This is a genomic window from Pseudomonas sp. SWRI18 (genome assembly GCF_014268345.1).
Lineage (GTDB): Bacteria > Pseudomonadota > Gammaproteobacteria > Pseudomonadales > Pseudomonadaceae > Aquipseudomonas > Aquipseudomonas cedrina.
This window is the reverse complement of sequence record NZ_JACCQQ010000009.1, coordinates 85,943-107,264: the sequence shown is the minus strand read 5'-3', so window position 1 is coordinate 107,264 and position 21,322 is coordinate 85,943. Positions and strand designations below refer to the sequence as shown.

The window sequence follows — 21,322 nt, the reverse complement described above, 5'->3', positions numbered from 1 at the left end:
AGCGGTGAATAGCGATGAAGCAGGAGAAGACCCAGGTTGTCATCGTGGGCGGTGGCCCCAACGGCATCACGGCCGCGCACTATATGGGAATGTACGGTATCGACTGCATCGTCCTTGAACTGGCCGACGGCATCCTGCCTTATCCCCGTGCCGTGGGCATGGACGATGAGGCATTGCGTGTGTTGCAGGGCATCGGTATCGCCGAACGGGCCGTACGCGACATGATTTGCGATGTGCCGCTGCGCTACTACAACGCGCGCGGCGTGTGTTTCGCCGAGGTCAAGCCAAGTGCTGCGCACTATGGTTGGCCGATGCGCAATATTTTCATGCAGCAACTGCTCGAAGGCACCTTGCGCGAGCACCTTGGGCAACACGCCAGCGTCGAGCTGCGCCAGGGCCACGAACTGCTCGAACTTGCGCAGGACGATCAGGGCGTGACGCTGCAGGTGCGCGGTGCCGACGGCGAGGTCTACCAGCTCCAGGCCGACTATGTGATCGGTGCCGACGGCGGTCGCTCCACGGTGCGTAAAAAACTCGGTATCGAACTGCTGGGGTTGACCCATCCACGCAAATGGGTGGTGGTCGATACGGCCAACGACACGCTGGACGCACCCTACACCGCGTTGCATGCCGACCCGCAGCGGCCTTTCGTGTGCATCTATTTGCCGTACCAGCAGCGGCGCTGGGAATTCATGCTGATGGAGGGCGAGGACGAAGCGAAAATGTGCGAAGAGGCGACGATTCGCACGCTGATCCACGGGCATATCGGCGACGCCGTCAACGACCTCAATGTCATTCGCATTCGTGCCTATACCCACCACTCGCGCGTCGCGGCGCGCTTTGTCGAAGGGCGCGTGGCGCTGGTAGGCGATGCGGCGCATATTTCTCCGCCCTGGGCCGGGCAAGGCCTTAATTCCGGCCTGCGCGATGTGGCCAACGTGGCCTGGAAGCTCGCGGCGATCATCCAGGGGCGTGCGGCGCCATCGATCCTGGCCAGTTATGACCAGGAACGCCGTGGCCACGCCACTGAATTGGTGGCCCTGGCCGACAATATGGGCGCCGTCCTTGGCTTGACCAACCCGCTGATGGCCGGTGTGCGCGACTGGCTGTTCCAGGCAGTCAACAGCGTCGACAACCTGCGTTCGCACTTGCTGGAGTTCAAGTTCAAACCCAAGGCGACGATCACCAAAGGGCTGGTCTATCACGAGCGGGCCGAATTGCGTGAGGATGATCTGGTCGGGCAACTGTTCATCCAGCCGAATATCGAAGACGCCCAGGGTCACCGCCGGCGCCTGGACGAAGTGCTCGGCAACGGCTATGCCGTGCTGGGCTATCGCGTGAACCCGCGCGAACACCTCAGCGAACCGATGGCGGATTATTGGGCACGTTGGGGCACCTGTTTCATCCAGGTCAACCGGTCGCGCAGCGGCGTGGGGCGTAACCAGCCGTTGACGGCCAGCGACGCCCTGAGTGTGGAGGACGTGGATAACCGCCTGGGCGAATGGTTCTCCAAGGTGCGTGACTGCATCGTGGTGGTGCGTCCGGACCGCTTTGTCGCGGCGATTACCACCCCAGAGCGGCTCGATGGCGTACTGCGCAAGCTGGCGGAGCAACTGTCATGAGTGGCGCCAATGCGTTGCTCGGCCAACTGTACGAGGCCTGGCGCACCGCCCGGCCCATTGCACCCTTGCCGCCCGAGGCGCTGGACCGGCTGGAAGGCTACGGCCTGCTGCTTCAGGGGCTGGCACGGCGCCAGGCAGGTGGCGAGCGGCTGAGCGGTTGGAAGGTCGCCTTTGCAGGCCGCGCGGCGCAAGCGCGCTTTGGCCTCGACGAACCGGTGTATGGCGGCCTCACGGCGGTCATGGAGGTCGAACCGGGCAGCACGGTGTCATTTGAGCGGTTGATTCAGCCCAAGCTTGAGGTCGAACTGGCGTTCGTCTTTGGGCGCACGCTGGTAGCGGGTGACTACGGGGATGAGGAGATCCTGGCGGCCATCACCGAGGTGGCGCCAGCGTTCGAAATCGCCGACTGCCGCTGGCAGGGCTGGCGTTTCGGGCTTGGCGCGTTCCTGGCTGATAACGCCGCCGCGGCACTTTACTGTGTAGGAGCGCCTGTGCCGTTCGATCCTGTCCGGCATGCGTGCGTGGCGTATCACTTGGAGCATGAAGGTGTGTATCTGGGCAGCGGCGATACTCAGGACCGTGAGGACAGCCCCCTGTTTAACCTGTGCTGGCTGGTGCGGCGCTTGCTGGCCGATGGTCATCGCGTAGAGGCCGGGCAGGTGGTGCTCTCCGGTGCGCTACTGGCGCCGATGGATATTCAGCCCGGCACATATCATTTGCACATGCTTGGCACGGAACTGGCTTTGGTTTTCCAGGCGGGCGTTGCGCCTGTATAAACGCCAACCAATGTCACGGATGACTGAGCCCCCTTCAGGCCAAAAGCTAAAACTCGGCCGCCGAGGAATGACGAATATGCTCGCTGAAGTCCGAACCTTCAATGACTCTCAACAGCACGCAGGCTCAATCCAGGGTTGGCAGCAGGTCTATGACCAGCTCGGTCGCGGCTGCCTGACCAGTGAGCTGCGGCAACTGTCCGGTGATCGCTTCCAGATCTTCCAGGAGGTGCTGGACAAGCGGGTGGTGCAGCATGGCCGTTCGCCCCAGGGCCGCTTGTGCGCAGCCATGTCACTGGGCAACCCTCCGGTGGTCCAGGGGCAACAGGTAAGCGCTCAAAGCGTGGTGCTGCTGCGTGATGCCGAAGAGTTCGTGTTGCATGCGCCGCAAGGCACGCATTTTTTTGCGTTCAATGTCGATGCTGTGCGTTTCGCCAAACTGGCGGCCTTCGAGTTATCCAACGATCAGCTCAAGCGTTTGACCAGCGTGCCCGCGCTTAGCGTGGATGAAACGTTACTGCTGCGGATTCGTCAGCGCATTCACCTATTGTTTCGTCACTTTCTGGAACACGCGGACGCCATCAGCCCGGCGTCGGAAAAAATCTTGGAAGACGAGTTGCTCAGTGCGTTTCTCGACCTGTTCACACACGCTGGCGATGAAGTGCGTGGCCGGCGTGGCAATTTCGCGGTCAGCGCGTATCTGGTCAGGCGCAGCCAGGAATTGATCATTGCCAGTGGCGATACCCCGCTGAGCATCCTGGACCTTTGCGAGCAGTTGCGCGTCAGTCGCAGAACCCTGCAGAACAGTTTTCAGGCAGTGACCGGTATGCGGCCCCTAGAGTACTTGCGCAATTTGCGTCTCAACGCAGTCAGGCGACGCCTGATCGCAACCTGCCCGAGCAAGAAAAACGTCGGTGAAATCGCCGTGGCCATGGGCTTTTTTCACCTGAGCCATTTCGCCACGCATTACCGCGAACTGTTCGGCGAATCGCCATCCGAAACGCGCAGGTTACCGCGCTGAATCCGCCAAGCCCGGGTCCACCCGCTTGCCGATATCCTTGAGCCGCGCCAGTTGGTCGATCATCGAAGGGGCTTCATCCAGGCAACTGACGAAGGTCCACAGGTAGGTCATCACCGCATAGATATGCCCGGCTTTCACCGCTGGTGCCAAGGCCAGTTGGGTGATCGCGACCACGAACAGCAGCGCCGCCAGAATGCCAATGGACAGGAACGCCACTGCTTCACGGTCCGATAGCCAGATGCGCAGCCGCGACAGCACCTGATAGTGGCGGTGCAAGGTGTGCGCACCGACCGTTTCCACCAGGCCGATTTCCTTTTCCAGGCGATTGTTCAGGCGCTCATGCAAGCGTTGGTTGCGCCGCGCGAAGCCCGGCATGAGCGTGACGCACAGCAGCAACGCCAGCAGGCAGGCCAGGCCGACCCACGGCTCGATCACCAACAGCATGCCCGCTGCCCCGACGATCGACACCAGCGCGGTGGCAATTGTCGGCACGTGCTTTTCAAAAAAATCGACAAAGTCGCGCGCCAGCACCACCCGCGCCGCCGCCTTGGAGGTGCTGTGGCGTTGCAGGCGCTGGTTGAGAATCACCGGCACCGCAAGGTCGGCGTAGATGCGCGTAAAGGTGCGCGTATCCAGCGCCCGCCGCGCCGCGCCAACCACCCAGAAGCCCAATACCACGGCGGCATACCACAATGCACTGGCGGCATCGCCGCGGATGATCGAGTCCACGGCAAACCCGGCGAACAGCGGGTAGGCCAGCAGCAGCGCATTTTCCAGTGCGACCAGCGATAAGGTTCCGAACAATTTACCGGGATAGGCCCTGGCGATGGCCTTGAGGGTCTGGCTGGCGGATTGCTGCCCCAGTTTTTTACTTTCTTCGAGCAGAATCGGCGGTATTACGGACGCCATGGTGCACCTGTGTCGCGCGTTGCGCGTTGATGAAATTCGCGGGAGATGCTGAGCCGATAACGTACTTCATCGGTCATCAATAACAGATCGGTCTGGACTTCTTCGATAATGATTTCCAGGGTGATCAGGATGCAAATGGCCGGCGCCATCAACAGCCAGTGATAATAGGACTGAGTTATCAGCGATGCGCATACGCCCAACAGCCACAGCGCCAAGACACAAGAAGGTGCGTACTTCTGCAGGGGAATACAGAAGCGCTGCAACTTTTTGAGTTTGAACGTGCAGAGCGTCAGTGACGCTTCCAGTTGTTTAAGGGCGATAGGCGTCCGCGCTGAATGCAGTGTCGGCATAACAGTTATCCACGTTGGAACGTTAAACAAGGGGGCCAGGCATTACACGGTGTGTCTGATCGCTGCCCGGTGTTCAAGGCCTGGCAACAGTTGATTGAGCCAGGCGAGATTGACTGCTTCGACTTCCACCCATTCACCTCTGCTGGGGATTTCTTCGCAACTCATGAAAGCGATACAACGTCCTTGTAGATCCAGTAAGGCAAAGTGGCGATATTTAATTGCTCTCTTGAATAAGGAGATACAGAGGCGCATGCCATCACCTTGGTGGATGTTAATAAAGCAAACTTCGCTTCAGGATTGTCAGGATTCGATATTCAAAAGGGTTGCCGTTGGCCAACTGAGTTCAAATAAAGTGCCGCCATTTACAAGTGTCCGACAGGCCACGGCGCCGCCATGGGCCAGCGCGATCGAACGCACCACGGCCAGGCCCAGGCCACTGCCGCCCTGGGCGCGGGAACGCGAACTGTCGCCCCGCTGAAACGCATCGAAAATAAGCGTGGCGAACGGCTCGTCGACACCCGGACCCTCATCCGCGACCCTCAGGAAGTTGCCGCGCTCGTCACTGCCGAGCTGAACGCTGACGTTGCCCGGCGTGGCATGTCGGCGAATGTTGTCCAGCAGTGCCAGCAAGGCCTGGCGGATGCGGGCGGGGTCGCAGTGCACGGGGCCCTTGCGCAAATCCAGCAGTAGGACGAAACCGGCACTGTTCAGGCTGGGCTCGAACAACCGCGCTTCGGCCTCCAGTGCGTCGGCCAGCTCGACATGCTTGATGTCCAGCTTCAGGTAGCCGTTGTCCCCCATGCCCACCACGCGCAGGTCTTCGACCAGGCGCGTCAGCCCTTCGACCTGGCTGAGCAGGCTATAGAACTGAGAAGTGTCCGGCTTGAATACACCCTCGGCCAAGCCTTGCAGACGGCCGCGCAGAATGGTCAGCGGGGTGCGCAGTTCATGGGCAATCGCGGCGTTCCAGAAGGCTTGTTCTTCGGCCATGCGTTTCAATCGGTTCGCCATGCTATTGAAGTCATTCACCAGCCGGGCAGCTTCGCCCGGAGAAACGTCTGGCGCCACTGCCCGTGCATCCAGGTCGCCGTCGGCCAGGCTGCGCAGGCTGGCCGCCACCGAGTTCAGTGGCATGAGAATGCGTCGGGACAATTTGACGGCCACCGCCACGCCGACGCCCAGGCTGACGCAGGTGATCAAGCTCATCCAGGCCCATTCCACGCCGCTGGGCAACCATTCATCCGCCTCCAGCTCCAACTGCGTCGGTGGCGACAGGGTCCAAAGCAACGCATAGAACACATAGGTGCCAACGACCGCGAGTGCGATTACGCACAGCACCACGGCGGTCATCGACAAGATGATCTGCCGGCTCATGCTGTTGCTGACGTTCATGCCTGGCTCCCGAACCGGTAGCCGACCCCACGGATGCTGGCCGGCACGCCGCGCAGGCCGAGGTCTTCGATCTTGCGGCGCAATTTGCTGATATGGCTGTCGACCGTACGCTCCAGGCTGTCGCTCTCAGGTGAGCATAGCACCAGCAGTTCGGCTCGGCTGAACACCCGACGCGGCGACTTTGCCAACTGCGCGAGCAACCTGAATTCGGTCGCCGTCAGTTGCAACGGCTGTTTTCGCGTGCCGATGCGCACGCTTACCTCATGGTTGTCGATGTCGATCTCGAATGGGTCGACGCGCAGCACACTGTGGCCGCCGCCCTGTCCCTGATCGGCGCATCGGCGCAGCACGGCCTGGACCCTGGCGATGACCTCCGCGGGGTTGAAGGGTTTGACGATGTAGTCATCGGCGCCTATGCGCAGCCCCATGAGCTTGTCCATGTCCTGGTCCTGGGCCGTCAGCATGATCACCGGCGTGTTGCCGCGATGACGAACTTCCGCAAGCACCATCCAGCCGTCCAGCTTGGGCATCAGCACATCGAGCAGCACCAGATCGGGCTTGAGCGTTTGATGCAGCTCAAGCGCGCGTCGCCCGTCCTGCGCATGCACGGTTTTAAAGCCGGCGCGCTTGAGATAGGCCGCGAGGATATCGGCAATCTCCGGCTCGTCTTCGGCGATCAGGATCAGCGCCTGGTTGGCGCTCGATGCAAGGGATGATTCAGTCATGGTCTGCTCGGTCGATGTGCTATGCCGTGGCTCAATGCTGCAACGGTGCGCAGTTTTTTAGCAACGGATTGGATGATGCCTCGTCAGCATGCACGTTCAGCGTAGGGTTTATGGAGAAATGATGGAGGCCGAAAATTAATTTTCCCGGCGAGGGCTGGGAGGGCGGGATTCAGGCGAAGCTGATGCGCTCGTTATAGGCGTTTCGCAGCATTTTGCGCTGGTAATCGCAGGGCGTTGTACTGACCAGCTTCTTGAAGTCGCGCAGAAAGTGCGATTGATCGGAAAAACCCAGGTCCAGAGCCAGTTCCGAGAACGATACATCGTGCCGGGTATTCAGGCTTTCCAGCGCCGCCTGACAGCGAATGATCCGGCAGAACGTCTTGGGCGACACGCCGGTGTCCTGGCTGAACTGGCGATGAATGGTGCGGCTGGTGTAGCCACTGAGGTCTTCCAATTGCTGGATGCGCAGGTCCCCGCGATGGGTCAGCGCCTGCTGGATGACCATGGCCGTGAGTTTCGAGGTGCGGCCCATCAAGCGCGGGGCCAGGTAGTCGTTGAACAGCTTGATCTGGTCCTGCAGCAGCGGGGCGTTGACGATGTTTTCGAAAATGCGCTGGGCGAACGCCGACACTTGCAGCAGATCCCATTCCTGTTCGGTGAGGTCCTCGGCCATCACATTGATGAAACCCGGGATCACGCCCGGCGCGAAGCGTACGCCGAAGTAATGATGGCCCTGGAGCAGCTCGACTCGCTGGGCTTCCAGTGGCGTGCCGCAAATCCTCACGGTGGGGCGCGTTGCGTCACAGTCGAAGACGATGTCCACGCAGCCGTCCGGCACCGCCAGCAGGTCCGCCGAGAGGTCGACGTCGAAGGCGTAGAAGTGCGAAATCGCCGGATGCTCGGAGGGCATAACCGAATACCGCGAAGAGTTGAGTACGAACCAGGGTTGTTCGTAAGCAATGTGTTGCCGCAGGGGCGGTGAACACAGGTTGAGCATGACCAGACCTTCAGGTGGAGAGTTGCGGGAATATTCACGCACTTTTCACGCCAACTCCGAGGGTTCGCTCGAAATTTGATGTCCGAAATTTACAATACCGTCACCAACCGCACGCCGATACTCGACCTCGATAGCGTGGGAGCAGCGCCTACCGCTGCAATATCCCTTTCAGTCGAGAATAATAATGTCCACTACTACAAACATAGACTTCATCTACTTGTCCGAGCAGGACATGATCCGGGCTGGCGTCACCGACATGCTCGCCTGCGTGAATACCATGGAGGAAATGTTCGGCCTGCTCTACAGCGGCGACTACCGCATGGCCGGGCCGAACAACGATTCCCACGGCGCGATGGTGGTGTTTCCGAAGGATTCGCCGTTCCCGAACATGCCCAAGCCGACCGCCGACCGCCGCATGATGGCGATGCCGGCCTATCTGGGCGGCAGCTTCTGCACCGCGGGCGTCAAATGGTATGGCTCCAACATCGCCAACCGCGACAAAGGCCTGCCCCGTTCGATCCTGATGTTTACCCTCAATGACCCTGACACCGGCGCTCCGTTGGCGCATATGTCGGCCAACCTGTTATCAGCGTATCGCACCGGTGCGATCCCCGGTGTTGGCGCGCGCCACCTGGCCCGCAAGGACTCGAAAGTGGTTGGCCTGCTCGGCCCGGGCGTGATGGGCAAGACCACGCTCGCCGCGTTTATCGCCGTGTGCCCGCAGATCGACACCTTGAAGATCAAAGGCCGTGGCGAGAAAAGCCTGAATGATTTCATGGGCTGGGTGAAGGAAACCTACCCGCAGATCACCACGATTAAGGTGGTCGACAGCCTCGAAGAGGTGGTCCGTGATTCCGACCTTGTTACTTATTGTAGCTCCGGTGAGACAGGCGACCCCTCGATCTACCCAATTGTGAAGCGCGAGTGGGTCAAGCCGGGGTGCTTCATGGCAATGCCAGCGTCCTGCTCGCTGGATGAAGGCATGGAGCGCGCCGACGTGCGCAAGGTGCTGGACAACACCGGTCTGTACGAAGCCTGGTTCGAAGAACTGCCCAAGCCTGCGCACCACTGCGTGCCGGTGATCGGCGTGCGTTTCATGGACATGATCGCCGAAGGCACGATGCAGGCCGACGAGCTCGAAGACATTGGCAAAATCGTCGCCGGCGATGCCCAGGGCCGCCGCAACGATGAAGAGATCATCATCATGTCGGTCGGCGGCATGCCGGTCGAAGATGTGGCGTGGGGCACGGTGGTGTACCGCAATGCCATCGAAAAAGGCATCGGCGTGAAATTGAACCTGTGGGAAACCCCGGTACTGCGCTGAGCCACTCCTTACCCAACTGAAGAGACCTTCGACATGACAAAAATCATCAAGCTCAAGACCGGTTCGCCGTTTGAAGACCAGGCCAGCTATTCGCGCCTGGTGGTGGTGGACAACTGGATCTACGTGTCCAACACCGCCGGCCGCAACCCTCAAACCAAATTGATCCCGGAAGACGTCCTCGAGCAGGCGCACCAGGTCTTCGCCAACATCGAAACCGCCCTGGCCGCCGTCGATGCAAGCCTGGCTGATGTGGTGTGCTCGCGCGTGTTCATCCAGGACCCCAAGGACGTGCCGGCGGTGATGGCCTTGATCGGCGAGAAGTTTCGCGGCGTCGATCCGGCCAGCACCGTTACGTGCCCGCCGCTGGGATCGACGGTCTACAAGGTGGAACTGGAAGTGACGGCTTATCGCAACGCCTCTAAAGCTCAGGTCGAAGTGATTCGCCTGGTGCAGTAATCCGTGACGCGGCCGTGCATTCGCACGGCCGACCTTTATTGTTTTGCGAGTCTTGATCATGGCCCCGACTATTGCGCCCGTGAATACGTGCACCGAATTTCCCACCGCCACATCCGTTGTCATTATTGGCGGCGGGATCATCGGCCTGACGGCTGCGCTGACCCTGGCCGAACGCAACATCCCGGTGGTGGTACTGGAGAAGGGCCGTATTGCCGGCGAGCAGTCCTCGCGCAACCTGGGCTGGGTGCGCAAGACCAGCCGCCACGCCCACGATATACCGCTGGCCCTGGCCGCAGACCGCTTGTGGGCGCAGATGCCCGAGCGGGTGGGCGCGGATGTGGGCTACCGGCAAGAGGGCATCATGTTCGTGGCGCGCAACGAAACGCAAATGGCGATGCATGAAGGCTGGCTCAAATCGGTCGAGCACCTGTCCCTTGATTCTCGGTTGTTGAGTAAACGCGAGATCGAGCAGTTGGTGCCGGGCGGCGAGGGCAATTGGGCCGGTGGGATCTATACGCCGTCCGATGCGCGTGCGGAACCGACCCTGGCCAGCAGTGCGATTGCCAAGGCGGCCATGGCCTTGGGCGTAGTGATCATCGAGCAATGTGCGGTGCGTACGCTGCAGATGTCTGCCGGCAAAGTCAGTGGCGTGGTCACGGAAAAAGGCGAGATCCGCTGCGATCAGGTATTGCTCGCCGGCGGCATGTGGTCGCGGCGCTTTTTGGGCAACCTCGGGGTGTCCTTGCCGACCCTGGCCTTGACCTGCTCGGTGTTGCGTACCCATCCCATGCAAGGCCCCACTGAAATTGCCGTGGGCGCGCCGGACTTTTCGTTTCGCAAACACAAGGACGGCGGCTTCATCATTACTCAGCGTGGCAAGCTGGACGCCTTCCTGACCCTCGATCACCTGTTGCTTGCCAAGCAATACATGCCGCAATTTCGTGCGCAGCGCAGCGTGTTGAACGTGTCGCTGGGCAAGTATTTTTTCAACGACCTGGCGCTGTCCCGGCGTTGGTCGGCCGACAGCATCAGCCCGTTCGAACGTGTACGCATGCAAGACCCCGCCGCCAACCCGCGGCTGAACAATGATGCGATGAACAACCTCAAGGCGGCCTGGCCGGTATTCGAGCAAGCCCGGATCGCCCAAACCTGGGCAGGCACTATCGATGTCACCCCGGATTCCAACCCGGTAATAGGCCCGGTCGCGCAGATTCCCGGCCTGACCGTGGCTACCGGTTTTTCCGGGCACGGCTTTGGTACTTCACCGGCGGCGGGTCACCTGGCGGCGGATATTGTCAGCGGGCACACCCCGATCATCGACCCGAGCCCTTATCGCTTCGATCGTTTCTAAGTCGACCCAGGCCTGCATTCACGGAGCAAAATCATGTCCCCAGACAGCCGCTTTTTCACCAATCGCGCCGGCTTGCGTTTGCATTTTCTACGCTGGGGCGACCCGAGCGGCGTGCCGCTGGTGCTGCTGCATGGTTTGCGTGCTTATGCGCAGACCTGGGAGTCGCTGGTCGAGGCGTTGGGGGGTGGTTATTGCATCTACGCCCTCGACCAGCGCGGTCGCGGGCTGAGTGACTGGGCCCCGGCCGCGAGCTATCACACGCAATCTTATGTGGAGGACCTGCAGGATTTCGTCGCCCATGCCGGCTTACAGCGCTTCGTGTTGCTGGGGCATTCACTGGGCGGCGCCAATGCCCTCGAATACGCACGGCAGGCTCCTGGCCGCTTGATTGGCCTGATCATCGAAGACATCGGGCCTGGGTCTTCGAGCCAGGGCGACGGTGCGGCGCGCATCCGCCGCGAGATGAACCAGACCCCACTGCGGTTCGACGACTGGCAAGCCGCCCGCGCTTTCTGGCAGGCGGCACGCCCGGGCTTGTCGGAGCAGGGCCTGGCGTCACGCCTGGCGCATTCGATGAAAGAGAGCGAGGGCGCGATCCGTTGGCGCCACGATCAGCAAGGCATCGCCGAGGCGCGCCTGAGCATCGAACCGACTGACCTGTGGCCGGCGGTGCGAGCCCTGGATTGCCCGACCCTGTTCATCCGCGGTGCGCGCTCGGATTTTCTGCCGGCGGCGACGCTGCAAGCGATGCGCGACTGTAATGCCCTGGTGCGCACCGCCGAAGTCGCGGACGCCAGTCACTATGTGCACGACGACCAAGGCGAGGTCTTCAACCGGCTGGTCATCGAGTTTCTTGAGAACCTCGCGACGCCGGGCCGATGAATGCCCAGGCGCGGCTGATTGTATTGCTGTCATCGCTGACGGCGTTCGTGCCGTTCTCAATCGACACCTACTTGCCCAGCCTTCCGCAAATCGCCGAAGACCTGTCGACCAGCGCCGCACAGGTACAACTCACCATCAGCGCCTTTCTTTGCGGGCTGTGCCTGGGCATGTTGGTCTACGGCCCGCTGTCCGACCGTTATGGTCGGCGTCCGCTGTTGCTGGGCGCTCTCACCCTGTACGTAGTGGCGACCCTGGGTTGTCTGTTTGCCGGCAGCGTCGAGCAACTGATCGCCTGGCGCTTTGTCCAGGCACTGGGCGGCGCTGGGGCCGTGGTGCTGGCCCGGACCGTCGCCAGGGATCTGGTGGGCTTGGCGCAGGCGGCCAAGGTACTGTCGTGGATGCACATGCTGACCATGATGGCGACATTGCTCGCGCCGATGATCGGCACCTGGCTGGTGCTGATCCAGGGTTGGCGTACGATCTTCGCCACGTTGTTCATCCTTTCCAGCCTGTGCCTGTTGATGGTGGCGCTGGGCTTGAAGGAAAGCCTGCCGGTGCATCAGCGGGGCACGTCGGTGAGAGCGTCTTTCGAGGCCTATCTGACCATTGTCCGAGAGCCCAGGGCCGTGGCGCTGATCCTGTGCATGTCGATGGCGTTCGGCGGCGTATTTGCCTTTATCACCGCTTCGCCTTTTGTGTACGTCGTGTACTTTGACGTGTCGCCGCGGCTCTACAGTGGATTATTCGCCCTGAACATCCTCGGCATCATTCTGGTGACGTTCATCAATGCGCGCTGGGTGGGCCGCTACGGGCCGCAACGCATGCTGGGCGTAGGCGCGGTGCTGGCGGCAGGGGCAGGGGCGGCGCTGATCGGCGTGGGGATGACCGAGTGGGGCGGACTGACAAGCATCGTGTGTTGCCTGGTGATTTACATGGGCGTTACCGGCTTGCTCGGGGCCAATTGCACCGCCAGCCTGATGGCGCTGTTTCCACGTCAGGCCGGGGCGAGCGTTGCGCTGGGCATCTCGGTGCAATTTGCGACCGCCGCACTGGCCAGTCTGTGGGTCAGCCACCTGGCCGACGGCACGGCGTGGCCCATGTGCTTGGTCGTGGGGTGTTGCGGCCTGGGTTGCCTGGTAGCTTATGGGTTCACCCTGCGGGGTGGAGCCACCGCACAGGATAAGGCCTGTGCGCCGTTTCAGTAGCGCTGGCTGAAGGTCTCATCAGCATGCCCTCGGATGTGCCCCCAATGTAGCAATCCACTGGAAGTGAATGGATCTCCATGGTTTGTGGAAAGACAAAGATGATCAGATGAACAGCCTGCCCTACGACGCCTAAAGACTCTCAGGGTCGCCAACAGACCCTGCTCATGGACTCGGGGTCGGACGTCCAGCAGCCGCAGCAACTTGCATTCGTAATGCTTGCTCAATTTCCGGCTCCATTGCTGCTTCTCTTTATTCAGGCAGCCGCTGTCGCGTTCCCCCTGGGTACCTCCAGAATCGTCTACATGGGCCTCTCCATAAGGCCGTCGTTTATTCCTCCGATCAGCACTCCTTGCCAGAGCCGTTACAAGGCAACACCTCATGAGCTCGCCATTCCTTGATAAGCTGGCGTCGGTTACGACTGTAGCGCTCGGCAAGCACTTCCAGTTTTGCGATGTCATCCATCGCTATCACGCGGAACCGGTTGTCCGCTTCACACCACGCCGACAGGAAGCGCTTTGCGTCTATGAAGCCCAGCATGATCGGCCAGATAATTTGTTTATCTGCAGGTGCGTGGGATATCGACAAGGTGATCAGCAGTTTGCGCTGGTCGCGCAATGCGAATCGGACTTCACTCAGGTCGATTGAAGTGGAAAGGTTGGAGTGGGCGCCCACGTAGAACGTTTCGTCGTCAAAGGTGTGACGCATATCCAGAGGCAACACGGCATTGATTTTGGCCAGCGCGTCAACGTGGACGGTGTTCTGACCAACTATGGTCGCCTCACTTCAGCCGCCGATATGACGGTGAACGCTGCGGGCATTAACAACTACGGCACCCTTGGCAGCGCGCAAAAGCTCACTGCAACCACAGGCGCGCTGCTCAACGACCATGGCCTGATCTTCAGCGGCGGCGATATGGGGCTGCGGGTTGATTCATTGAACAACCGCTACGCGAGTATCTATAGCCTGGGGCAATCTGAGTATCGACCGCGACAGCTTGGGCGCGTTGGCCACCAGCATCGTCAATAGCTCCGGCTCGATCCAGAGCGATGGCAGCATGAGCCTGGCAGCGAGCACAATCCAGAATGTGCGAGCGGTGTTGAACACTAACAATCAGGGTATTTACACCGCATCGATTGGTGAAATCCAGTGTGTCGAGGGATACAACGCCGGCGACTGCAGTGGACAGCTGGCGCAGGAGTTGGGCGTGCAAGGGCGCTGTGCGCAGATTGATTTGACTTTGAACTGCAGGTAGCCGCTGCGCCGGTAGAGCAGACGCGCATGCAACGCGTTCGTGCTCTTGAAGATTGATCGCGATAAAACATGAACGGATAGGAGCGTTTGGGATTGCGTTGTGTCGGTCAGTCTATATTTGACCACTACGCCGCAAGGGCGAACAACGCGGGTGTCAGTCCTCAAGGCCTGCAGGCAGAGAACGAAGCCGATAAAAGCCAGTGAGAGCTCTCCGATTGTGACGCCGCCCGGCATAGGCTGATTTTGCGTAAAGCTCAGACGCTTTTTTGATAGGCGAAGTAAGACGCGAGAATGGTCGACCATGTGAAGATCATCAATATCGCTGACAGTGGAAACGATAGTGAATGCCGTCATGACTTCGGCAACGATGAGCAGCACGAGCATACCCACCAGCATTAATAGTGTCGTGGAGATCAGCCTTAGTAGAGGCACACTATTGCCCCGCAGTCGCCGAAAACGGCCGGAACATTTCCTGATTTGCCACTTCGAACAGCATACGGCTGGATGAGAATACGCCACTGTTTGCGAACGACGGGGCGGATGTCAGGAACACGAAATTAACGATTTCGGCTGCTGCGGGAAAGCCTGCGACGAGGAAAACTTTTACAAAAGGACTAAGCCCGTACGGGAGGCGGCAAAGGAGCAATAGTTTTGCACAGTTTAAATGATTGAGTTATCCATGTGCCCCTTTCCCCACAGCCAGAGACAGAGATTCACCAAGAATGCGCCATAAAGCGGCAAGACGTCGACGGTAAGTGCCTTCACTACAGTAAATCAACTCGACATGAAGGCTGTCGATAACACCGATATAAGCATCTTGGAACATCGAAATCTCGTTCGCCGACAGTGCTGAATACCTGTTCTCAAGGCCTGCTCCAAAACGTTCACGCAAGAGATCAAGATAGGCTTCAAAGCCCGTCGTAACCGATGCCTTCAGCTCCGAAGGCGGAAAGAATGCCGTACGCAGCAGGAAACGCAGAGCAGCGGAAGACTCGTAGCGGTTTGAAAGATTGTCCGTGTACAGCTTGCCGGGCTCGTAATCATTCGACGGGACGCTTGCGAACATCTCTTCGATATAGTGCCTCTCCGTCGCCAGCGCCAGATTCAGCACGGCGTTGAACAGATCATCCTTGCTCTTGAAGTGCGCGTATAACGAGGGCTTGCGCATACCCGCCACGACAGCGATTTCATTGAGCGACGACGCGTCGTATCCCCGTTCAGCGAAATGCACCAGAGCGATATCACAGATTCTGCTTGCCGAAGGGCTCAGCACTTTCATCGGGATGACCTTTTAATTCAGTGATTTAACGCGGTGATGTGCTCGGCCCTGCCTTCGCGCACACTGACCCAAGTCAGAGCCCCCACTATAATGGCGCAGACTATCAGGAATGCGCACCAGGCAATGGCGCCATGGCTGCTCGCCCAACCGGTCAACGGTGTGGCGAAGGCCGAGATGCCAAGCTGAAACGCGCCGAGCAATGCAGCCGTTGAACCCAGGGCAGTGGTTTGCGAAGACATCACCAGCGTCATCAGTGAGGTTTCTGCAATCCCCAATCCAAGCAGTGCTATCGCGACACCGGCGGCCAGCCAGTACAAACTAGAACCAGATACTGCTGCGCCGTAGGCCATGACAGAACCTGCAAAGATGCAAAAAGCTCCAGCCGTTGCCATGCGGGCCAAACCGTACTTGCCCACCAGTCTGGTAGCCACGACGGCCCCTATAAGAATCGCGATGCCGGTTGCGCCAAACAGCGTACCGAACTGGGCAGCAGGCAGTCCGTATTCATTCTGATAAACAAATGTAGCGCCGCCTACATAGGCAAAGAGAAAAAAGAACACGGATGACAGCGCTAAGGTGGGCCGTAGAAAACGGCTATCTTTTGCGATACGGACATACGTGCGGATTGCCCCTCTCATATTCAATGGCTCACGCTTTTGCACGGATAACGTTTCAGGCAAAACAGCTATCGAGTTAACCGCCACCAGCGCACCAAGAACAGCCAGTACCAGCATGACGGCTCGCCATCCGAAATGCGCCTCAATGTAACCACCCAACCCCGGGGCGATGATGGGAGCAACACCTTGAATGGTCAGCAGCAGGCCAAAAAGTTTTGCTGCCTGAACGCCCTGAGTGACGTCACGCACCATGCTCATGATGACTACCAACGTCAAAGCACTGCCTATCCCTTGGGCAAATCGTGCCACGAGCAGCCACTCAAGGGTTGGTGCCGCTCCTGCAGCCAGCGCACTCAAACTGAACAGCAACAAGCCTGCTATCAGTGGACGTCGACGGCCCAAGGCGTCGACAACCGGCCCGAATAGTAATTGCCCAAGCCCCATTGCCAACAAAAAGACCGTGAGCGTCAACTGAATGCTGGCAACACTGGTCGAATAATCGACCGCCATTTCGGGCAGGCTTGGCAAATACATATCGACGGCTGAGGGCCCCAGTGCGGCGATGGCGCCCAAGGCAATGGCAAACTTCAGTGAAGGGTTGCCGAAATGACTCTTTTCCATAACAAACTCATGATTGGCTTCCTACCGGAAGGTAGGAGAGTGGCGTGAAGCTAACAAGAACCGAGAGGCAAGGTCAAGCCGTTATTTTCTTAGTGGTCAGGTAGCACCCGCCAGCGCTCCGCGCAAGGCATGCGCACGAAAGTGTTTTAGTCTTCAGTTCAAAGTGTTTTTTCAAGAAGCGGCTGAAATGAGCGGAATCTGTGAAACATCATTTTTAAGCGATCGAGGTAAGCGACTCAGTGCGCAGAAACGGGTTGGCCAAATCGACCACGCTGCGTTCGAGCCTGGAGCGCTGGAGGTATCGACAGACGCCGTCACCTTCCGCACCAGCGATGGGAGCGGAGAGGGGGGCAATCTCGTTGTAGTCGGTGCAATTTGGAGGCAACACAGAGGACCATCTGGCGCCGTTATCCAGCGCCACGGTTGGCTCACACGCCAATGGGACACTTAGCGCCAATGGCCGTAACTTTGTGGGCGGGATCAGGGTTCAAATTGAGCTCTGTGAGAGCCATACTTGCCTGCGAACTAGGCTCCTTGGTATATCAGGCAGACCTCTTCATCGCACGCGTGAGCAAGCCTCGCTCCAACAGATGGCATCAGATACCCCTTACAAGCGAAACCTCGACACCATGCTGTTCAGGTCAACCGCCAGGCGGGTCAACTCGCCGCTGGCGGCGCTGGTCTGCGCGGCGCCGTTGGAAGATTGCGTCGACAGGTCCCGGATGTTGACCAAGTTGCGGTCCACTTCACGGGCGACTGCAGCCTGTTCTTCCGCAGCGGCGGCGATGACCAGGTTACGTTCGTTGATCTCGATCACTGCGGTGTTGATGGTTTCCAGCGCCAAGCCTGCGCCTTTCGCGATGTTCAGGGTAGATTCAGCACGGTCAGTGCTGTTACGCATTGAACTGACCGCTTTTTGGGTTCCTCCTTGAATGCTGCCAACCATGCGTTCAATTTCGCTGGTGGACTGTTGGGTGCGATGGGCCAAAGCGCGTACTTCATCGGCGACAACCGCAAAGCCGCGACCGGCTTCACCGGCCCGGGCCGCTTCGATAGCTGCGTTCAGCGCCAGCAGGTTGGTCTGATCCGCCAAGCCACGAATCACGTCCAGAACCTTGCCGATGTCGCGGGACTCTTCCGCAAGATTACCAATCAGATCGGCGGTGCTTTGTACATCCCCGCTCATGCGTTCGATAGCGTTGACGGTTTCGTGAACCAGATCCCGGCCATCGCCTGCTGACGCCGTCGCGTTTTTTGACGCCTCGGAAGTGCTCACTGCGTTACGCGCCACATCTTCGACGGCGCTGGTCATTTCGTTGACTGCAGTCGCGGCTTGTTCTATTTCGTTGTCCTGCTGCGCAAGGCCACGGGCGCTTTCATCGGTAACTGCGTTCAGCTCCTCGGCAGCGGAAGCCAGTTGTGTTGCGGATCCGGAAATACGCATTAAGGTATCGCGCAGTTTCTCCTGCATTTTTTGCATGGCTAGCAGCAACCGGCCCGCTTCGTCAGTGCCATCAACCTTTATTGGTCGGGTCAGATTACCTTCGGCGATGGTTTCAGCCGCTTCAAGTGCCAACGCTATCGGTTGGGTGATGCTCTTGGTCAGCAGCCAAGCAAACAGCAGGGTCAGCAGCGAGGCAATAATGAGAAGGCCGACAACCCAGTTGAACGCAGAGCTGTACTGGTCAGCAGCGGATTGATTGATGATAGCCAGCTGGGCGTTATTGAAATCAGTAAGCTTACCCAACGCTACGTTTATCTGCTCAGCGTTAGCCGCAGACTCGGCGTTCAGCACGCGCGTTAGCTCCTGCAGATCGCCAGCCCGACTGAGAGTAACAAGGCGCGTTTCAATCTTCCGATATTCATCCATCAGCCGCATATAGTCGTTGTAGTCGGATTGCTCTACAGGGGATGAAATCAGTTTGGCGTATGCTGCCTGCGACTTGTTAAGTTGTTGGTTTTGTTCCGCAAGTAATTCGATGGTCCTGTTCTGAATACTCGGTTCGCGATCAGTCAACAGCCGATGCGACAAAACCCGCATGCGGACGCCCGTCACCGTGAGAGCATTCAGGGTCTGAAAGCTAGGGACGCCATTTATCGCAATGTCGTCGCCAGCTGCTCGGATCTTGCTCATCTGAGACAGGGCGAAGAGGCCGAGAATCAGCATGAGCGCGCCTATCAGGGAGAACCCCAGAAATGCGCGCGGAGCAATGTTCATTGTTCTTATTGTCATGGTTTTCCTAGAGCGTGGAATGTGCTCCCCGCAAGCAGCGGCGGATGGCCCAGCGCATAAGTTTTTATCGGTCGCTTGATGACACACTTGAGCGAAAACAGCTGTGTCCCGCATATTAAAACTGATAGTGCCCACTCACTAATTTGCATACATCGACTGATGTTGGCTCGATGCAGCCCGATTGCGACAATCTTCAACTCAAACGACCTGGACGCGATTTTCGTTCAGTTGGTAGAGACTCGCTAACAAGGTTGCATATTTCCCTTACAGAATCAGCTCTAGAGGCTGCGGCAGCGTGGCAGAAGATGCTGTGCATAATGGTGCTCAAGGATAGGGGATGGTCGGTTCGATGCCGGCGAACACCGCGCCAGCGCCGTCGTACGTCGCTTCGCCGAGGAAAGCATGCTGTGTCACTACCATGGAGTCGCGTACGATCCATTGCAGGCGATTGTCATTGAAGATGGCTGCAGTCCCAGCCAATCGATAAGCCTTCATGACTACGTCCGCTCCGGTATGAGCTGCATGGGTGGCGCTGAGGCGCAATAAGTTAGTCTGCTGCACGGTCACCGGGTTACCGGCGATGAGCGAGGCCCATACAGCTTCGGCGGATTCGTAGAAAAACGCCTGGGCGCTTCGCAGCATCGCCTCTGCCTTACCCAGTTCGCTGCGGTAATAAGCGCGATCACCCAAGCGCGGGGCACCGGTAACAGTCTTGGTGCTGCCCGACATTGTGATCACCAAATCCAGTGCTGCACGTGCCAGCCCAAGGTTAACGGCGGCGTGAACTTGCGCCTGGTAGGAAACGGACGGGTAATGATAGAGGGGCTCGTCAATTGTGGAGGCACTGCCACGCACGAAAGTCCACTCGCGTTGGATGTTCTTTTGGTGCAATTTGAGGTCATGGCTTCCCGTCCCTTGCATTCCGACAACATTCCAGTTGTCGAATATCTGCACTTCGCTTGCCGGGAACACAGCGGTCAGCGGTTTGCCTGCCGTCGGTCCTCCACCGTTGGCCGATGTGCCACCGATGCCTACACCAATCCAGTTGGCACCTTTGCACCCACTAGCGAACCGCCAGTGCCCGCTGACTTCCCAGCCATTTTCAGTCTCTTTGGCGGGTTGTAGAGGGTAAAGGCCGCCAGCATAGACCTGGTCTGGCCCGTTGGCATAAATCAACGCTTGGGTTGCCGGGGGGAGTGCCGCCAGGTAGATGTTGGCTGAGCCGAACGCGGTCACCCAACCGACCGAACCGTCGGCTTCGGAAACCCGCTCTACGATGCGCAGGAACTCGGCTGGAGGCAGCGCGTCGCCACCGAAACATTTGGGAGTACTGGCGCGGAAGATACCCACTGCTTTCATTTTTTCGATCATGTCTAAAGGGACATGGGAGCGTTGATTAAACTCGCTGCGACGCTCGGCAATCTCCGCGATCACATCATCCAGGGAAATCGCCTTGATGCTGATTGGAGCGCCTTCACGTGTGTCACGATCATCGAACTTGTTTTTGCTGTTCATGTTTATTGTTCTCTGGCTAGGGTGATTGCATACATGTTCAGGATGCGTGGGCTGATAAGAAAGAATCAAATTCGGAATATGAATAAGCTTAATAATCTGTGGGAATTAACTGTCGTGCCATGCGCCTCTAAAGGGGAGGGCGTTTAAGGGCGATGGCTATTCCTGCGGTCAATAGCCCGTATGAGTAAAGCGAATTTGACCGGATAAAAAATCCGTCTCAACATGGATTCACCCAGTCAATAATTACAAGGTGAAGGTATGGTTAGCGAGCAATCAAAACAACATTTTCGGCAAGCGCTGTCATTGTTGTCTGCGGCGGTGAATATCATTACTACCGATGGCCCCCATGGTCGCTTCGGATTAACTGCGAGTGCGGTCTGCTCGGTCACTGATACGCCCCCGACATTATTGGTTTGCATCAACCGTAATAGTTCAATTCATGAGGCTTTGCTGGGCAACAGGGCGTTATGCGTAAATATACTGACCGGTGATCTGGAGGATGTTGCGCGACAGTTTGCTGGTATGACCGACCTGCCGCCTGCTGAACGTTTTGCCGACCAGGATTGGCGGACAGGCTCCTCGGGCCTACCGGTGTTGAACGACGCCCTAGCAAGCCTCGAAGGGAACATAGTAGATATCAAGGAAGTCGGATCGCACTCGGTATTATTTGTCGAAATTAACCAAATTCAGGTCCGTGAAGAGGGGGAGAGTCTGATTTACTTTGGGAGAAACTTTCACCGTCTGGGGCGGCCTGCAGCCGTCAACGTACAGACTTCGGCGTCCTGAATAATTGCAGTTC

The 21,322-nt window shown here is 58.7% G+C and carries 20 protein-coding genes and 3 pseudogenes; 11 read left to right on the top strand and 12 right to left on the bottom strand.

The window, feature by feature from the left end:
• Positions 1-14: 14 nt before the first annotated feature.
• From H0Z09_RS12535 to H0Z09_RS12525, 3 genes are all read left to right on the top strand, one after another.
• The gene (locus H0Z09_RS12535; protein ID WP_186690897.1) at positions 15-1,622 is read left to right on the top strand and encodes a bifunctional 3-(3-hydroxy-phenyl)propionate/3-hydroxycinnamic acid hydroxylase; all 1,608 of its coding nucleotides are present in this window, start codon (positions 15-17) and stop codon (positions 1,620-1,622) included.
• The gene (locus H0Z09_RS12530) at positions 1,619-2,398 is read left to right on the top strand and encodes a 2-keto-4-pentenoate hydratase (RefSeq protein WP_186690896.1); all 780 of its coding nucleotides are present in this window, start codon (positions 1,619-1,621) and stop codon (positions 2,396-2,398) included. Before H0Z09_RS12535 ends, H0Z09_RS12530 begins: the two co-directional genes overlap by 4 nt.
• Positions 2,399-2,474: 76 nt before the next feature.
• Complete coding sequence (locus tag H0Z09_RS12525) at positions 2,475-3,416, top strand: helix-turn-helix domain-containing protein (RefSeq protein ID WP_186690895.1); 942 nt, start codon at positions 2,475-2,477, stop codon at positions 3,414-3,416.
• Here H0Z09_RS12525 and H0Z09_RS12520 read toward each other — a convergent pair.
• From H0Z09_RS12520 to H0Z09_RS12500, 5 genes are all read right to left on the bottom strand, one after another.
• Positions 3,405-4,325, bottom strand: a complete 921-nt coding sequence (locus H0Z09_RS12520) for an ABC transporter six-transmembrane domain-containing protein (protein ID WP_186690894.1) — start codon at positions 4,323-4,325, stop codon at positions 3,405-3,407. The two genes, H0Z09_RS12525 and H0Z09_RS12520, sit on opposite strands and share 12 nt — an antisense overlap.
• On the bottom strand, positions 4,313-4,675 hold the full coding sequence (locus tag H0Z09_RS12515; protein WP_186690893.1) for a hypothetical protein: 363 nt from the start codon (positions 4,673-4,675) through the stop codon (positions 4,313-4,315). The genes H0Z09_RS12520 and H0Z09_RS12515 overlap by 13 nt, the downstream gene beginning before the upstream one ends.
• 300 nt (positions 4,676-4,975) lie before the next feature.
• Positions 4,976-6,067: an ATP-binding protein gene (locus tag H0Z09_RS12510; RefSeq protein WP_186690892.1), complete on the bottom strand. Its 1,092-nt coding sequence runs from the start codon at positions 6,065-6,067 to the stop codon at positions 4,976-4,978.
• Complete coding sequence (locus H0Z09_RS12505) at positions 6,064-6,792, bottom strand: response regulator (protein ID WP_186690891.1); 729 nt, start codon at positions 6,790-6,792, stop codon at positions 6,064-6,066. The genes H0Z09_RS12510 and H0Z09_RS12505 overlap by 4 nt, the downstream gene beginning before the upstream one ends.
• Before the next feature lie 169 nt (positions 6,793-6,961).
• A complete protein-coding gene (locus tag H0Z09_RS12500) occupies positions 6,962-7,789 on the bottom strand; it encodes a helix-turn-helix domain-containing protein (protein ID WP_186690890.1) in 828 nt (275 codons plus the stop codon).
• Between the two features lie 184 nt (positions 7,790-7,973).
• Between H0Z09_RS12500 and H0Z09_RS12495 the strand changes: the two genes are divergently transcribed.
• From H0Z09_RS12495 to H0Z09_RS12475, 5 genes are read left to right on the top strand one after another with little or no spacing between them, the layout of a single operon-like run.
• Positions 7,974-9,113: a tyramine oxidase subunit B gene (locus H0Z09_RS12495; RefSeq protein WP_186690889.1), complete on the top strand. Its 1,140-nt coding sequence runs from the start codon at positions 7,974-7,976 to the stop codon at positions 9,111-9,113.
• 33 nt (positions 9,114-9,146) lie between these two features.
• Positions 9,147-9,569, top strand: coding sequence for a RidA family protein (locus H0Z09_RS12490; protein WP_186690888.1), 423 nt, complete (start codon positions 9,147-9,149; stop codon positions 9,567-9,569).
• A 58-nt stretch (positions 9,570-9,627) separates the two neighbouring features.
• A complete protein-coding gene (locus H0Z09_RS12485; protein ID WP_186690887.1) occupies positions 9,628-10,920 on the top strand; it encodes an FAD-binding oxidoreductase in 1,293 nt (430 codons plus the stop codon).
• A gap of 33 nt (positions 10,921-10,953) precedes the next feature.
• Complete coding sequence (locus tag H0Z09_RS12480; protein ID WP_186690886.1) at positions 10,954-11,802, top strand: alpha/beta hydrolase; 849 nt, start codon at positions 10,954-10,956, stop codon at positions 11,800-11,802.
• Entirely contained in the window at positions 11,799-13,007 is a 1,209-nt protein-coding gene (locus tag H0Z09_RS12475; protein ID WP_186690885.1) for a multidrug effflux MFS transporter, read from the top strand. The genes H0Z09_RS12480 and H0Z09_RS12475 overlap by 4 nt, the downstream gene beginning before the upstream one ends.
• Before the next feature lie 339 nt (positions 13,008-13,346).
• Here the strand turns inward: H0Z09_RS12475 and H0Z09_RS12470 are convergent, their stop codons facing one another.
• Entirely contained in the window at positions 13,347-13,679 is a 333-nt protein-coding gene (locus H0Z09_RS12470; RefSeq protein ID WP_238340234.1) for a WYL domain-containing protein, read from the bottom strand.
• Here H0Z09_RS12470 and H0Z09_RS27545 point away from each other — a divergent pair.
• Both H0Z09_RS27545 and H0Z09_RS12460 read left to right on the top strand, forming a co-directional pair.
• Entirely contained in the window at positions 13,668-14,033 is a 366-nt protein-coding gene (locus H0Z09_RS27545) for a hypothetical protein (RefSeq protein ID WP_346656791.1), read from the top strand. The two genes, H0Z09_RS12470 and H0Z09_RS27545, sit on opposite strands and share 12 nt — an antisense overlap.
• 160 nt (positions 14,034-14,193) lie before the next feature.
• Positions 14,194-14,315 (top strand): annotated as a pseudogene (locus H0Z09_RS12460) (catechol 1,2-dioxygenase); the annotation flags it as partial.
• 87 nt (positions 14,316-14,402) lie between these two features.
• Here H0Z09_RS12460 and H0Z09_RS12455 read toward each other — a convergent pair.
• The 6 genes and pseudogenes from H0Z09_RS12455 to H0Z09_RS12435 form a co-directional block, all read right to left on the bottom strand.
• A pseudogene (locus H0Z09_RS12455) lies at positions 14,403-14,874 on the bottom strand (amino acid transporter); the annotation flags it as partial.
• A 57-nt stretch (positions 14,875-14,931) separates the two neighbouring features.
• A complete protein-coding gene (locus tag H0Z09_RS12450) occupies positions 14,932-15,537 on the bottom strand; it encodes a TetR/AcrR family transcriptional regulator (RefSeq protein ID WP_186690884.1) in 606 nt (201 codons plus the stop codon).
• A 17-nt stretch (positions 15,538-15,554) separates the two neighbouring features.
• Positions 15,555-16,775: a multidrug effflux MFS transporter gene (locus H0Z09_RS12445; RefSeq protein ID WP_186690883.1), complete on the bottom strand. Its 1,221-nt coding sequence runs from the start codon at positions 16,773-16,775 to the stop codon at positions 15,555-15,557.
• Between the two features lie 211 nt (positions 16,776-16,986).
• Positions 16,987-17,097: pseudogene (locus H0Z09_RS27305) on the bottom strand (transcriptional regulator FeaR); the annotation flags it as partial.
• A gap of 285 nt (positions 17,098-17,382) precedes the next feature.
• The gene (locus H0Z09_RS12440) at positions 17,383-19,008 is read right to left on the bottom strand and encodes a methyl-accepting chemotaxis protein (protein WP_186690882.1); all 1,626 of its coding nucleotides are present in this window, start codon (positions 19,006-19,008) and stop codon (positions 17,383-17,385) included.
• 324 nt (positions 19,009-19,332) lie between these two features.
• The gene (locus H0Z09_RS12435; RefSeq protein WP_186690881.1) at positions 19,333-20,523 is read right to left on the bottom strand and encodes an acyl-CoA dehydrogenase family protein; all 1,191 of its coding nucleotides are present in this window, start codon (positions 20,521-20,523) and stop codon (positions 19,333-19,335) included.
• 258 nt (positions 20,524-20,781) lie between these two features.
• On the opposite strand from H0Z09_RS12435, the gene H0Z09_RS12430 reads away from it, so the two are divergent.
• Positions 20,782-21,309 carry a flavin reductase gene (locus H0Z09_RS12430; RefSeq protein WP_186690880.1) on the top strand — a complete coding sequence of 176 codons (528 nt, stop codon included), beginning with the start codon at positions 20,782-20,784 and terminating at the stop codon, positions 21,307-21,309.
• Positions 21,310-21,322: the final 13 nt, after the last annotated feature.

Coding starts and splice junctions, on each gene's coding strand:
- H0Z09_RS12535 (WP_186690897.1), top strand. CDS start 15: ATGAAGCAGGAGAAGACCCAGGTTGTCATCGTGGGCGGTGGCCCCAAC.
- H0Z09_RS12530 (WP_186690896.1), top strand. CDS start 1,619: ATGAGTGGCGCCAATGCGTTGCTCGGCCAACTGTACGAGGCCTGGCGC.
- H0Z09_RS12525 (WP_186690895.1), top strand. CDS start 2,475: ATGCTCGCTGAAGTCCGAACCTTCAATGACTCTCAACAGCACGCAGGC.
- H0Z09_RS12520 (WP_186690894.1), bottom strand. CDS start 4,325: ATGGCGTCCGTAATACCGCCGATTCTGCTCGAAGAAAGTAAAAAACTG.
- H0Z09_RS12515 (WP_186690893.1), bottom strand. CDS start 4,675: ATGCCGACACTGCATTCAGCGCGGACGCCTATCGCCCTTAAACAACTG.
- H0Z09_RS12510 (WP_186690892.1), bottom strand. CDS start 6,067: ATGAACGTCAGCAACAGCATGAGCCGGCAGATCATCTTGTCGATGACC.
- H0Z09_RS12505 (WP_186690891.1), bottom strand. CDS start 6,792: ATGACTGAATCATCCCTTGCATCGAGCGCCAACCAGGCGCTGATCCTG.
- H0Z09_RS12500 (WP_186690890.1), bottom strand. CDS start 7,789: ATGCTCAACCTGTGTTCACCGCCCCTGCGGCAACACATTGCTTACGAA.
- H0Z09_RS12495 (WP_186690889.1), top strand. CDS start 7,974: ATGTCCACTACTACAAACATAGACTTCATCTACTTGTCCGAGCAGGAC.
- H0Z09_RS12490 (WP_186690888.1), top strand. CDS start 9,147: ATGACAAAAATCATCAAGCTCAAGACCGGTTCGCCGTTTGAAGACCAG.
- H0Z09_RS12485 (WP_186690887.1), top strand. CDS start 9,628: ATGGCCCCGACTATTGCGCCCGTGAATACGTGCACCGAATTTCCCACC.
- H0Z09_RS12480 (WP_186690886.1), top strand. CDS start 10,954: ATGTCCCCAGACAGCCGCTTTTTCACCAATCGCGCCGGCTTGCGTTTG.
- H0Z09_RS12475 (WP_186690885.1), top strand. CDS start 11,799: ATGAATGCCCAGGCGCGGCTGATTGTATTGCTGTCATCGCTGACGGCG.
- H0Z09_RS12450 (WP_186690884.1), bottom strand. CDS start 15,537: ATGAAAGTGCTGAGCCCTTCGGCAAGCAGAATCTGTGATATCGCTCTG.
- H0Z09_RS12445 (WP_186690883.1), bottom strand. CDS start 16,775: ATGGAAAAGAGTCATTTCGGCAACCCTTCACTGAAGTTTGCCATTGCC.
- H0Z09_RS12440 (WP_186690882.1), bottom strand. CDS start 19,008: ATGACAATAAGAACAATGAACATTGCTCCGCGCGCATTTCTGGGGTTC.
- H0Z09_RS12435 (WP_186690881.1), bottom strand. CDS start 20,523: ATGAACAGCAAAAACAAGTTCGATGATCGTGACACACGTGAAGGCGCT.
- H0Z09_RS12430 (WP_186690880.1), top strand. CDS start 20,782: ATGGTTAGCGAGCAATCAAAACAACATTTTCGGCAAGCGCTGTCATTG.